The organism is Pseudonocardia adelaidensis (assembly GCF_039543345.1).
GTDB classification, from domain to species: Bacteria; Actinomycetota; Actinomycetes; order Mycobacteriales; family Pseudonocardiaceae; genus Pseudonocardia; species Pseudonocardia adelaidensis.
Genome location: NZ_BAABJO010000009.1, coordinates 230,186 through 242,461 on the forward strand (window position 1 = coordinate 230,186; position 12,276 = coordinate 242,461).

Annotated in this window: 10 protein-coding genes; 3 read left to right on the top strand and 7 right to left on the bottom strand. The window is 75.0% G+C overall.

Annotated elements, in window-relative coordinates; translation table 11 throughout:
- Window position 1 precedes the first annotated feature (1 nt).
- Both ABEA81_RS14680 and ABEA81_RS14685 read left to right on the top strand, forming a co-directional pair.
- The gene (locus tag ABEA81_RS14680; protein ID WP_345605601.1) at window positions 2-520 is read left to right on the top strand and encodes a carboxymuconolactone decarboxylase family protein; all 519 of its coding nucleotides are present in this window, start codon (window positions 2-4) and stop codon (window positions 518-520) included.
- A complete protein-coding gene (locus ABEA81_RS14685; RefSeq protein WP_345605602.1) occupies window positions 517-1,299 on the top strand; it encodes an isocitrate lyase/PEP mutase family protein in 783 nt (260 codons plus the stop codon). Before ABEA81_RS14680 ends, ABEA81_RS14685 begins: the two co-directional genes overlap by 4 nt.
- A 45-nt stretch (window positions 1,300-1,344) precedes the next feature.
- On the opposite strand, the gene pdxA is transcribed toward ABEA81_RS14685, so the two are convergent.
- The 3 genes from pdxA to ABEA81_RS14700 form a co-directional block, all read right to left on the bottom strand.
- The gene (gene pdxA / locus ABEA81_RS14690; protein WP_345605603.1) at window positions 1,345-3,525 is read right to left on the bottom strand and encodes a 4-hydroxythreonine-4-phosphate dehydrogenase PdxA; all 2,181 of its coding nucleotides are present in this window, start codon (window positions 3,523-3,525) and stop codon (window positions 1,345-1,347) included.
- Window positions 3,526-4,187: 662 nt separating this feature from the next.
- Window positions 4,188-4,667 carry a cupin domain-containing protein gene (locus ABEA81_RS14695; protein ID WP_345605604.1) on the bottom strand — a complete coding sequence of 160 codons (480 nt, stop codon included), beginning with the start codon at window positions 4,665-4,667 and terminating at the stop codon, window positions 4,188-4,190.
- A gap of 68 nt (window positions 4,668-4,735) precedes the next feature.
- Entirely contained in the window at window positions 4,736-5,563 is an 828-nt protein-coding gene (locus ABEA81_RS14700) for an SDR family NAD(P)-dependent oxidoreductase (protein ID WP_345605605.1), read from the bottom strand.
- Window positions 5,564-5,646: 83 nt separating this feature from the next.
- On the opposite strand from ABEA81_RS14700, the gene ABEA81_RS14705 reads away from it, so the two are divergent.
- Window positions 5,647-6,555: a LysR family transcriptional regulator gene (locus ABEA81_RS14705; RefSeq protein WP_345605606.1), complete on the top strand. Its 909-nt coding sequence runs from the start codon at window positions 5,647-5,649 to the stop codon at window positions 6,553-6,555.
- 16 nt (window positions 6,556-6,571) lie between these two features.
- Here the strand turns inward: ABEA81_RS14705 and ABEA81_RS14710 are convergent, their stop codons facing one another.
- The 4 genes from ABEA81_RS14710 to ABEA81_RS14725 are packed head-to-tail and all read right to left on the bottom strand — an operon-like array spanning window position 6,572 to window position 12,273.
- Window positions 6,572-8,026 carry a mannitol dehydrogenase family protein gene (locus tag ABEA81_RS14710; protein WP_345605607.1) on the bottom strand — a complete coding sequence of 485 codons (1,455 nt, stop codon included), beginning with the start codon at window positions 8,024-8,026 and terminating at the stop codon, window positions 6,572-6,574.
- Between the two features lie 12 nt (window positions 8,027-8,038).
- Window positions 8,039-8,761 (bottom strand): amidohydrolase family protein, encoded by a 723-nt coding sequence (locus ABEA81_RS14715; RefSeq protein ID WP_345605608.1) that lies wholly within the window; start codon window positions 8,759-8,761, stop codon window positions 8,039-8,041.
- A 27-nt stretch (window positions 8,762-8,788) separates the two neighbouring features.
- Complete coding sequence (locus ABEA81_RS14720) at window positions 8,789-9,769, bottom strand: ABC transporter permease (protein ID WP_345605609.1); 981 nt, start codon at window positions 9,767-9,769, stop codon at window positions 8,789-8,791.
- On the bottom strand, window positions 9,769-12,273 hold the full coding sequence (locus tag ABEA81_RS14725) for an ATP-binding cassette domain-containing protein (protein WP_345605610.1): 2,505 nt from the start codon (window positions 12,271-12,273) through the stop codon (window positions 9,769-9,771). Before ABEA81_RS14725 ends, ABEA81_RS14720 begins: the two co-directional genes overlap by 1 nt.
- Window positions 12,274-12,276: the final 3 nt, after the last annotated feature.

Sequence of the window (12,276 nt, forward strand, 5' to 3'; positions counted from 1 at the left end):
CGTGACAACCGAGACGACAACAGCCCCGCGTACCGCGGACGACGCAGAGCGCGTCGCGATCCCGCCGAGGTTCGACCTGCGCCCGCGCACCACCGACCCGGTGTTCCAGGCGATGCGGCGGTTCACCCGGGCCACCGAGGAGCAGTGCCTGGAGCGCTCGCTCATGGAGCTGGTGAAGATCCGCGCGTCGCAGATCAACGGCTGCGCGTACTGCATCGACATGCACACCCTCGACGCCGAGGCGCGGGGCGAGAGCCACCAGCGGATGCACACGCTCGCCGCCTGGCGGGAGGCGCCGTTCTTCACCGCGCGCGAGCGGGCGGCGCTGGCGTACGCCGAGGCCGCCACGACGCTCGACCACGCCGCGATCGAGGCCGCGCTCGACGCCGCCGAGGCGCACTTCGGCGAGGACGAGCTGGTCGCGCTCGTCTGGGTGGTCGCGATGGCCAACACCTGGAACCGGGTGGCGATCCCGGCGCGGGCGACGCCCGGCCGCTACACCCCCGGGCGGGCGTCGTGAGCACGGCGGTGGAACGGGCCGCCCGGCTGCGCGCGCTGCACGTCCCGGGCACGCCGCTGGTCCTGCCGAACGCGTGGGACGCCGCCACGGCCCGCGCTGTGGTCGCGGCCGGCTTCCCGGCCGTCGCCACCGCCAGCGCCGCGATGGCACCGGCGCTCGGTTACGACGACTCCGAGGGCACGCCACCGGACGAGGTGTTCGCCGCCGTCGCCCGGATCGCCCGTGCCGTGGACGTCCCGGTGACCGCCGACGTCGAACGCGGCTACCGGCTGGCCGCGGCCGAGATCGGTGCCCGGCTGGTCGCCGCGGGCGCGGTCGGCTGCAACCTGGAGGACTCCGACGCCTCGACCGGGGAGCTCGTGCCGGTCGAGGAGCAGGCGGAGCTCCTCGCGGGCGTCCGGGCGGCGGCCCCCGACGTCGTGATCAACGCCCGGGTGGACGCGTTCCTGCACGGATCGGGATCGCGCGAGGACCGGCTCGCCGAGGCCGTGCGCCGGGGCCGGGCGTACGCCGAGGCGGGCGCGGACTGCGTGTACCCGCTCGTCGTCGACCGCCTGGATCTCGCGGAGGTCCGGAAGCTCGTCGAGGCGATCGGGGTGCCGGTCAACCTCGCCTTCCTCCCGGGCGGGCCGTCCCTCGGCGAGCTCGCGGAGGCGGGGGTGGCGCGGGTCAGCTACGGGCCGGGGCTGTTCCGGGTGCTGCAGGGCCACCTCGAGGCCGCCCTCGCCGCGATCGCGGCGGGCGGCAGCCCCTACCCGGGAGGGCCGGGGCCGGCGTGACCCGGACTCCCCGGTCGACCGGGCGGCAGCTCGTCGACGCGGGTGTCAGCCCACCGGACGCGACGAGAGCTCGGCGGCCTGGCGCAGCGCCTCGACCATGCTGCCGGGCTCGGCCACGCCCGTACCGGCGATGTCGAACGCCGTGCCGTGGTCGACCGAGGTGCGGATGACCGGGAGCCCCACGGTGATGTTGACGCCCGACTCGATGCCCAGCACCTTGACCGGCGCGTGCCCCTGGTCGTGGTACATCGCGACGATCAGGTCGTAGTCGCCGCGCCCTGCGAGGAAGAACGCCGTGTCGGCGGGGAGGGGGCCGCGGGCGTCGATGCCGTCGGCCTGCAGCACCTTCAGCGCCGGGACGATCTTCTCCTCCTCCTCGCCGTGGCCGAAGAGGCCGTTCTCGCCCGCGTGCGGGTTGATCCCGCACACACCGATCTTCGGTGCGGCAACCCCGGAGCGCACCACTGCCTCGTGCCCGCGCCGCACGGTGCGCTCGACGAGCCCCGGCTCGATCTTCGCGATGGCGTCGATCAGGCCGATGTGGGTCGTCACGTGGATGACCTTCACCTTCGGCGTGGAGAGCATCATCGACACCTCCTCGGTGCCGGTGAGGTGGGCGAGCAGCTCGGTGTGACCCGGGAAGCGGTGCCCCGCGGCGTGCAGCGCCTCCTTGTTCAGCGGCGCGGTGCAGATCCCCTGCACGGCGCCGGAGACCGCGAGCTCCGCCGCCACCCGGATGTACTGGTAGGCGGCCTCGCCCGCGACGGCCGAGACGGCGCCCCATGCCAGGTCCGCCGGGAGGAGCCCGAGGTCGATCACGTTGATCCGGTTCCCGCCGAACTCGGCCTGCGCGGGCTCGCCGATCGCGACGATCTCCACGTCCTGCCCGACGATCCCGGCCGCCTGCCGGAGCCGGGCCGCGTCGCCGATCACGACGGGACGGCAGCGGGCGAGCGTGTCCGGGTGCACGACGGCGGGAACGATCACCTCCGGCCCGACGCCCGCTCCGTCGCCCATCGTGACGGCGACGAGGGGCAGGGCGTCCTGCGGTGTTGCGGTGGCGGTCATGGTGCCTTCCTGATCTGCCTGTGTGACGGACTGCAGCTCCGCGACGATGTCGCGCAGCGAGTCGACCCCGCCGAAGCTGCCGGGCCGGGTGACGACGTGGCGTCCGTCGGGTGTGCGGCTGCGCACGGCGCCGTGCCCGATCTGGGCGAGCGGTTCGAGCTGGTCGATCCCCAGCTCGTCGAGTACCCGCCGCGCGGTCTCCCCGCCCGTCAGGACGAGGTCGGCGCCGTCGGGGCCCGGATCGAGGTCGAGGACGGCGCGGGCGAGCCCGGCCACGACGGCCCGCGGATCGGCGCCGGTGGGGGCGGCGGGGCGCAGGACCGTGACGCCCGGCTCGAGGGTGGCCCCGGCGACCGGCGGCCGGATCTCGCGGGCCCCGTCGGCGAGCAGCCGCTCCACCTGCCGGGCGGCGACGTCCGCGGCCGAGCCGACCACGACGAGCACCGAAGGGGGCAGCTCGGCGCGCCGAACGCCGGGTTCCCGCGGGGGACCGGCCAGCACCCGCCCGACGGCGGCCGCGAACCCACCCGACCCGGCGAGGGCCAGGCCCGGCCGGGCGAGCGCGGCGGCGGCCAGTGCGTCCAGGTCGGCGTCGGTGGTGGCGTCGCAGATCACGACGGGTGCCCGTTCGAGGGCGGCGTCCAGGGCCCCGCCGAGGTCAGCCTGCCCGGTGGCGGCACCGAGCACGGTGGTGCGCAGCGGCGCCAGCGCGGCCGCGACGCTCGGCGGCGCGGGCACTGGCTCGATCCCCCACGCGTCGGTCTCGTGCAGCGGGCTCCCGGCGAGGTGCACGACCCCGTCCCGAACGGTGCGATCGCCCACCGGCAGGGCCGGGGCGAGCACGACGGACCGGGCGGCGGCGAGCGCCCCGATCTCGGCCGCGAGGTTCCCGCGGAGCAGTGAGTCGATCTTCTTGAAGATCCGGGCCGACGGGGGCGCGGCCGCGAGGGCGGTGTGCACGGCGCGGGCCGCGTCGGCGGGCACCGCCGTGCGGCTGTCGAGGTCCACCACGGTGAGGCCGGACGCCACGGGGAGCGGGCGCCCGGCACCGGCGAGCACGACCCGGGCGGCGACGCCGGGGCGGGCGAGCACGGCGGCGGTCTCCGCGGCGCCGGACAGGTCGTCGGCGATGACGAACAGCTCGGTCGGCGTCGGCATCGGCCCCTCCCTTCCGCGACCGGGTCCATCATGCGCTGTCTGCGCGATCCGAGCGACCTTCCCACGATCTTGCGCACTCTGCGCAGGTTCGCCGAGGCCGGGCATCGTCACCCCCGCCACCGCCGTGGCGAGGAGCAGGCAGGCGGCACAGGCCACGAACGCCGCGGCGTCCGCGGGCGAGGGCCGTCGTCGGATCCGCCGTCCCCCGGGTCACGGCCGCCACGACGGTGGTGAGCGTCGCGAGACCGGCCGCGCCGCTCGTCTGGCGGACCGTGTTGAGCACCCCCGCCGCCGGGCTCGCCCGCTCGGGCGGCACGGCCGACCGTGAGCGGGGTGAACGCCGCCGCCGTCCCGAACCGAACACCATGCCGGCGACCGCAATCGGGACGATCGACCCGCCCCGCACGAGCGCGAGCGCCACCGCGGCCGTGCCCGCGGTGGCAATCGCGCCACACGTGACGGTGGCGCGGCGCGGCCCGAGCCGGACCGTGAGCGGACCGGCGGCCTTCGCGCCGGCAGCTCGAGGACCTCCGGGCGGCCCGCAGCTACCTCGGTCTCCTGCTCGGATGCGCCTCGGAGCAGGGGCTCGAACGCTGCGCCGGCTTCCGGCGGTCCGCGCGGCTCCCGGCGGGTGACCGCGACGCGCTGCTCCGGACGGCCCCTCAGGCGCCCTCGACCGAGCCCGGCGGCAGGAAGTTCACGTCGTGCTCGGCCGAGCGGCGCACGACCTCGTCGGGGTCGGTGAGGTCGTGGAGCTGGTCGAACAGCGCCGCGAGCTTCCCGGCGGGGCTCACCCAGAACAGGCCGCGGGTGGGTGCCTCGCTCCGGTTGTAGTAGGCGTGGGGCAGGTTGCGCGGCATGAGCACGGTGTCGCCCGGCCCGGCCGTCGTCCACTCGCCGTCCAGGTACAGCGTGAACACGCCCTCCAGGATGTAGATGTGCTCGTCCTGGAGGGGGTGCACGTGGGGCGGCACGCCGGTGCCCGGCGGGTCGTAGGTCTCGAACGCGAAGCTGGAGTCGCTCGCGGCCTTCGGCCAGTAGGTGTGGCCGAGGATGTTCCAGACCTTCTTGCGCATCCCCTCCCCCGCGAGGGTGATGCCTTTGGGCAGCGGGCCGAGCACGATCTCGTCACCGGTGAGCATCGCCCGATCATCCACCCTCCAGGGCCGGAACACAGCCGACCGGCGGGTGGCTTCCGCTGCCCCGTCCCTCACCCGTGAGCGGCGGCGACCTGCCCGAACGCCGAGAGCGCGACGTCCTGCCAGCGCTCCCACTCGGCGATCCGCGCCATGTGCTGCGCCCGCACCGGCTCGAAGGACCTGCCGAAGAAGACCCGCAGCGGCGGCTCGTCGGCGTCGACGACGGCGAACAGCGCCGCGGCCGTGGCCGCGGGGTCACCGCGTTCGAAGGCGGCGGCATCGGGCCGGATCGGGTCGTAGACGGCGATCGGCGTGCTGCGCCGGCCGGCCTCCAGCCACCCCGTTCCGTACGGGCCGGGCTCGACGTTGGTCACCCGGATCCCGAGGTGGCGCACCTCCTTGGAGAGGGTCTCGCCCAACCCCTCCAGCGCCCACTTCGACGCGTGGTAGGCGCCGACGCCGGAGTAGGTCCGGACCCCGCCCTCGCTCGAGACGTTCACCAGGTGGCCGGAGCCCTGCTCGCGCATGATCGGCAGTGCGGCCTGCAGGACCCAGAGCGCGCCGAAGAAGTTCGTCTCCATCTGGTCGCGGATCTCGGCCTCGGTGAGCTCCTCGACGGCGCCGAAGTGCCCGTAGCCCGCGTTGTTCACCACCACGTCCAGCCGGCCGAAGACGTCGGCGGCCCGGCGGACCGCCTCGAACACCGCGTTCCGGTCGGTCACGTCGAGCCGGAGCGGCAGCAGGGCGTCGCCGTGGGTCGCGGCGAGGTCGTCGAGGGTGCGGGGATCGCGCGCTGTCGCGGCGACCAGGTCTCCACGCTGCAGGGCCGCCTCCGTCCAGATCCGGCCGAAGCCGCGGGAGGCGCCGGTGATGAACCAGACCTTGTCGTTCGTTGCCATGCACCCAGCGTGCGTCGCGCCGAGGTGTGCGACAAGCGACGGTTCTGCACATTACCCATGATTGGAGCGCATACCATGCGCTCATGGCCGAGATGACCCTCGTCGGGCTCCGCGTCGTTCTCGAGGTCGCGCGGCAGGGCTCGTTCAGCGCCGCGGCGGTCGCACTGGGCTACACGCAGTCCGCGGTGTCCCGCCAGGTCGGTGCCATGGAGTCGGCGGCGGGCGGCACGCTGTTCGAGCGCCTCGCCCGGGGCGTGCGGCCGACGGCAGCGGGCGAGGTCGTGGCGCGGCGCGCTGCGCGGATACTCGGGGAGGTCGACGGTGCGCTGGAGGAGGTCTCCGGGGTGCGCGACCGGTTGGCCGGCCGCCTGGTGGTCTCGGGCTTCCCCGCTGCCGCGGCGGTCCTGCTGCCCCGCGCGCTCGCCCTGCTCGGGCAGCGACACCCCGACCTCCACGTGGAGCTGCAGGAGGCGGCGAGCCCGGTCCAGCTGCGCCGGTTGCGGGCGGGGCGGACCGAGGTCGCGCTGGTCGCGACGGTGGACATGGAGCCGGAGCGGGACCTGGCCGGGCTGCGCCACGAGTCGGTGACGATCCCGCGCGGCTCCGGGATCGGCGTGGCGGACGGCCACCGGCTGGCGGACCAGGAGGTCGTCACCGTCGCCGACCTGGCCGACGAGACCTGGATCGTCGGGACCGGCCCGACGGGTGAGCCACAGTTCGGGCCGTGGCCGGGGCTGGACCGGCCCCGGATCGGGCACGCGGTGCGGAGCTGGGCCACCCGGTTCGGGCTGGTCGCGGCCGGGCTGGGGATCACCCGCGTGCCGGGGCTGGCGGCGGACTCGGTCCCGCACGGCGTCCGATGGGTCCCGGTCCACGACCCGGTCACCAGCGCGCACGGCACGCTCGAGGTCGTCACGGCGGAGTCGCCGTCAGCGGCTGCGCGGGCGGCGGTTCACGCCCTGCGCGTGGAGACGGCGCGGATGGTGCGGTGAGCAGCGCTCGCCGGGCTCACGGCTCGAGGGCGGCGAGCAACCCGGCCGTCCCCGTGTCGTGCAGGGTGTGCAACGCGCGCAGGTACGGCTCCGTGAACGCGGGCCGCTCGGCGAGGTCACCGAACACGTCGGTGGCGGAGAGGAACGCGAGCGGCTCGGTGCGCTGCCGCGCCGCCAGCGGCGCCAGGCGCTCGTGCAGCGGGTCGGAGATCGGCAACGGCCGCCCGGACTCGTCGGTCCCCTCCGAGTACCGCGCCCACATGGCGACCAGCGCCGCGCCCGCGACGACCGGCCGGCCCGCGGCCAGGTTGTCGCGGACGGCCGGGAGCACGAACTTCGGGATCCGGTCGGACGCGTCCGTGGCGAGCCGCGCGAGCGTGTCCGCGATCGCCGGGTTGGCGAACCGCTCGAACAGCTCGGCGGTGTAGGCGTCGAGGTCGATCCCGGGCACCGGGGGCAGCGTCGGGCGGGCCTCCGCCATGTGGGCGCCGAGGAAGCCCGCGATCCGCGGGTCGGTCGCGGCCTCGTGCGCGAAGGTGTGCCCCGTCAGCAGGCCCGGGTAGGCCAGCCCCTGGTGGCTTGCGTTGAGCAGGCGCAGCTTCATCAGCTCGTAGGGCACGACGTCGCCCACGACCTGCACGCCGACCTCCTCGAACGCGGGGCGGCCCAGCGGGAAGCGGTCCTCGAGCACCCACTGCACGAACGGCTCCGCCGGCACCGGCCAGCCGTCGTCGATGCCGTACCGGTCGTGCACGAGCTGCCGGTCCGCGTCGGTGGTGACCGGCGTGATCCGGTCGACCATCGAGTTGGGGAACGCGACCTCGGCGTCGATCCACGCCGCGAGCTCCGGGTCGACGTGCCGGGCGTACGCGGTGACCACCCGCCGCGTCACCTCGCCGTTGCCGGGCAGGTTGTCGCAGCTCATCACGGTGAACGGGGGTGTGCCGGCGGCGCGGCGGCGGGACAGCGCCTCGGTGATCAGGCCGAAGGCCGTCGCCGGCTGGTGCGGGGTGCGCAGGTCGCGCTGCACCGCGGGGTCGCTCGCGTCGAACTCGCCCGTGGTGCGGTCGACGAGGTAGCCGCCCTCGGTGACGGTGAGCGACACGATGCGGGTCGTCGGGGCCACCAGCACCCGCAGCACGGCCTCCGGGTCGTCGGGGGCGAACAGGTAGTCGTGCACCGAGCCGATCACGCGTGGTTCCACCGTGCCGTCACCGTGCTTCACCACCAGCGTGTAGAGGAGGTCCTGGGCGGTCAGGACGTCGCGCATGCGGGCGTCGCCGGGCAGCAGCCCGACGCCGCAGATCCCCCACTCGAAGGCCGTGCCGCGGTTCATCAACCGGTCCACGTACATGGCCTGGTGGGCGCGGTGGAAGTTGCCGAGACCGAAGTGGACGATCCCGGTGCTGATCCGGGACCGGTCGTACCCGGGCCCTGCGACGCCGGAGCGCGGCTCGATCGTGAGCGTCATGGCCGTCCCTTCTCAGTCGAGCCCGAGCAGCCGGGCGAGGTTGCCGCCGCAGACGAGCTGGCGGGCGTCCTCGGAACCGGCGGCCCGCGCCATCTTCTCGAACTCGAACGTGTAGTCGACGAACGGCGAGTCGGTTCCCCAGATCACCTTCTCCGGGCCGAGCTCCTTGACCGACAGCGCGACCTCGAAGATCGGGACCCGGGCGGTCTCCAGGTAGAGGTTGGGCGTCTCGGCCGCGATCTCGACGGCCTGGTCGTGGGACCAGAAGGTGCCGCTGTGCGCCATGAGGAACAGCACCTCGGGATAGGCGCGGCAGGCCCGCGCGAACTCCGGCGGCGCGTTGTACAGGTCGGAGGCGCCGTGGCAGATGACGACCAGGCCGCGCTCCCGGACGGCGTCGAGCACCGGGCCGACGAGCCCGAGGTCCGAGAGGTGGTAGCCGTGGATGGTCGGGTGCAGCTTCAGGCCGCGGTAGCCCTTGTCCGCCCTGCGGTGGACCTCGGCGACGGCCTCATCGCGCTGCCACGGGTTCACGGCGAGGAACGGGATGATCCGGTCCGGGTCCGCGGCCCGGGCGGCGTCCACGTCGTCGTTGTCGAACACGCCCTCCACGAACGGGAACGCGCAGGCGCGGTCCACGTCGGCCGCGTCCATGCGGGCGAGCAGCTCCTCGCCGGTCTGGCTCGCGCCGTGGCGCACGCCGATGTGGTTGTGGGCGTCGAGGGTGAGCGGCATCGATGGCTTCCTCTCTTCGTCGTCGGGTCAGCGGGTCGCGCGGCGGCGCAGGACGCCGAGTGCGAGCGCGAGCAGGATGAGCGCGCCGTTCAGGCCGTACCGCCAGGGCGCGCCGAGGCCCAGCAGCACCAGCCCGTTCGCGAGCAGGGTGACGAACACGGCGCCGAGCACGGTCCACAGCACGCTGATGCGCCCGCGCGGCGATGCGGTGGCGCCCAGGTACACGGCGGTGAACGCGTCGAGCAGGAAGGGCTGCGCCGAGCCGGGGACGGCGAGCCCGGTCCGTGCGGTGAGCATGAGCCCGCCGACGGCGGCCAGCAGCCCGCAGAGGACGAACCCCGACGCGAACGTCGCCCGCACCGGTGCCCCGGCCAGCTCCGCGGCGCGGGCGCTGGAGTTCACCAGCTCGATCCGGCGGCCCCACGTGGTGCGGGTCGTCGCGAACCAGGCGACGGCGACCACGACGACGGCGGCGATGAGCAGCAGCCGGAACGGACCCCACGAGTCGCTCCCGAACACCAGCATCGGCCGGACGAGGTCGATCGGCGCGGTGAACAGCTGCTGCGGGGTCCCGTTGTCGGAGACGACGAGCGCGACGGCCGTGAGCACGAGGTTGAGCCCGAGCGTCGCGACGATGGCGGGGACGCCGAGGTACCCGGCGAGGACACCGTTCACGACGCCGACGGCCAGCCCGACCGCCAGCGCGACCAGCACCGCCACCGCGGTCCCCTGCTCGTCGAGCAGGGCGCGGGCGGCCAGGTAGCCGGCGAGGTCGGCGGTGGCCGCGATCGACAGGTCGAGGCCCTTCATCGACAGGAGCACGCTCAGGCCGACGGCGAGGACCACGAGCACGGTGGCGTCCACCGCCACCGCCGCGAGGTTGCGGGGGTCCACGAACAACGGCCGCGCGATCGCGACGACCGCGATCACCACGACCATGCCGAGGACCGTGGAGTAGGAGCGGAGGGCGTCGAGGCGGGGCGGCCGGGACAGGGTCGTCGCACTCATCAGAAGATCACCACCTGGCCGAGGGCGCGGCGCCGGGCGACCGCGACGAGCACCGCGAGCAGCAGCACCACGCCCTGCACCCCGCCGAGCCACTCGTCGGAGAGGCCGTTGGCGATGAGCCCGGCGCCGGTCGCCGTGACGAAGAGGGAACCGACCGCCGCCGTGGCCGGGTCGAAGAGGAAGGTGCGGGTGAGCGCCGAGCCGAGGAACGCGGCGGCCAGCGCGGTGACCAGCAGCTCGAGCGAGGCGTCGCGGGCGGTGGCACCGCTCGCGTAGGAGGCCAGCAGCACACCGGCGAGCCCGCTCATGGCGGCGGAGAGCACCAGCGCGGTCACGATGCCCCACCCGGTGCGCACACCCCGCAGCCGGGTGGTGCGCTCGTCGTCGCCGGTGGCGCGCAGCCGCAGCCCGGTCGAGGTGTACCGCCAGAGCAGCGCCACCACCGCGATGACGACGACGGCCGTGATGACGATCGCGGGCACCGGCCCGACGAAGCCCTGGCCGAGCAGGAGGAACGAGACGGTGTCCGCGGGCACGGCGAGCCCGCCGTTGACGCCCAGGGTGACGCCCACGAGCAGGAAGAGCATTCCCAGGGTCGCGACGAAGGACGGCACCCGCAGCAGCACGGTCACTCCCCCGTTGAGCGCGCCGACCACCGCGCCGGCGAGGATCCCGATCAGCAGCACCAGTGGGGTGGGGACGCCCGCGGAGACGAGCGCTGCCGACAACGTCGCGGTGAACTGCGCGACCGCGCCGACCGACAGGTCGAAGGCGCCCGCGCCGAGGGCGACCGCGAGCGCCGCGGCCAGCAGCATCGGGGTGCCGGCCTGGCGCAGCACGTCCCAGAAGCCCGAGGAGAGCAGGAACCCGGGCGACCCGCCGACGAGCGCCGCCACGACGAGGAGCATCGCCAGCCCGACCCCGGCCTGCCGCAGCCAGGCCGGGCGGTGCGGGGCCGGTCCGGGGACGGCCGCGTCCGTGGCCGCGGTCGCGACCTCGGTGCCGTCCGCGCCGGCGGCCCGCGCGGTCAGCGTCTCCTCGTCCACCTCGCCGCGGCCGAGCTCCTCGGCGACGACGCCGTCGCGGACGACCAGGATCCGGTCGCACAGGCCGATGAGCTCCTCGAAGTCCGACGACACGACGAGCACCGCGGCGCCCCCGGCCGCGAGCTCGCCGAGGTGGCGGTAGATCTCCGCCTTCGCCGCGACGTCGACGCCCGCGGTGGGCTCGTCGACGAGGTAGAGGCGGCCGCCGCGGGCGAGCCAGCGGCCGACCACGACCTTCTGCTGGTTGCCGCCGGACAGCGTCGCGACGTCCTGGGCGGGTGAGCGCGGGACGATGCCGAGGCGCTCGACGAGCTCCTCGGCGGTCCGCCGCTCCCGCCGCCGCGACAGCAGCCCGCCCCGGGCGTGGGCACCGAGGCTCGAGGCGGTGAGGTTGCTGCGGACCGACAGCCCGGGGAACAGCGCCTCGGTCCGCCGCTCCTCGGGCACGAGCGCGATCCCGCGCCGGACGGCGGCGCGCGGGGCGGTCGGGGCGCGGTCGTGCCCGCCGAACCGCACCTCGCCGGTGGCGCGCCGGTCGCCGAACAGGGCGAGCAGCGTCTCGCTCGCCCCGGACCCGACGAGCCCGGCGAGCCCGACGATCTCCCCGGACCGCACCGACAGGTCCATGTCGCGCACCAGCTCGCCGGAGCGCAGGTGCCGCACCTCCAGCAGCGGCTCCCCGGGGGTGTGGGGCACGTCGGGGAACAGCGCCTCGAGGTCCCGCCCGACCATCGCCGCGATGATGTCCTGCGTCGACAGTCCCGCGGCGGGCGTGACGCTGGTGCGCCTGCCGTCGCGCAGGACGGTGACGCGGTCGGCGAGCGAGGTGATCTCGTGCAGCCGGTGGGAGATGTAGAGGACCGCGACGCCGTCGGCCCGGGCGGCGCGGATCAGGTCGAAGACCGCGGCGGACTCGGCGGCGCCCAGTGCCGCGGTGGGCTCGTCGAGGACGAGGACCCGCGGCTCCGCGGCCAGCGCCGCGGCGATCGACACCTGCACGCGCTGGGTGGGCGTGAGGTCGCCGACGACGTCGTCGGGCGCGCAGTCCGCGCCGACCCGCTCCAGCACCTGCCGGGCCATGCGGTGCATCGCGGCGCGGTCGAGCACGACGCCGGCGTGCACCCGTTCGCGGCCCAGGAACATGTTCTCCGCGACGGTCATCCGGGCGGCGAGCGGCTGGTCCTGGTAGACGATCTCCAGGCCGAGCCGACGGGCGTCCTCGGGGCCCGCGAGGTCGACGGGCTGCCCGCCCACCTCGATGTGGCCGTCGGCCAGCGGGTTGACGCCCATCAGGGCCTTGACGAGGGTGGACTTCCCCGCGCCGTTCTGGCCGACGAGGGCGTGCACCTCCCCGGCCAGCAGCTCCAGGTCGACGCCGTGCAGCACGGTCGTCGGGCCGAACCGGACGACGGCACCGCGCACCGCGGCGGCAGGGACGTGGTCGAGCACTTCGGTCATGTC

Bases quoted from the DNA above. Each gene is read 5' to 3' on its own strand.
- ABEA81_RS14725 (WP_345605610.1), bottom strand. From the start codon at position 12,273: ATGACCGAAGTGCTCGACCACGTCCCTGCCGCCGCGGTGCGCGGTGCC.
- ABEA81_RS14710 (WP_345605607.1), bottom strand. From the start codon at position 8,026: ATGACGCTCACGATCGAGCCGCGCTCCGGCGTCGCAGGGCCCGGGTAC.
- ABEA81_RS14700 (WP_345605605.1), bottom strand. From the start codon at position 5,563: ATGGCAACGAACGACAAGGTCTGGTTCATCACCGGCGCCTCCCGCGGC.
- ABEA81_RS14715 (WP_345605608.1), bottom strand. From the start codon at position 8,761: ATGCCGCTCACCCTCGACGCCCACAACCACATCGGCGTGCGCCACGGC.
- ABEA81_RS14705 (WP_345605606.1), top strand. From the start codon at position 5,647: ATGGCCGAGATGACCCTCGTCGGGCTCCGCGTCGTTCTCGAGGTCGCG.
- pdxA (WP_345605603.1), bottom strand. From the start codon at position 3,525: ATGCCGACGCCGACCGAGCTGTTCGTCATCGCCGACGACCTGTCCGGC.
- ABEA81_RS14720 (WP_345605609.1), bottom strand. From the start codon at position 9,769: ATGAGTGCGACGACCCTGTCCCGGCCGCCCCGCCTCGACGCCCTCCGC.
- ABEA81_RS14695 (WP_345605604.1), bottom strand. From the start codon at position 4,667: ATGCTCACCGGTGACGAGATCGTGCTCGGCCCGCTGCCCAAAGGCATC.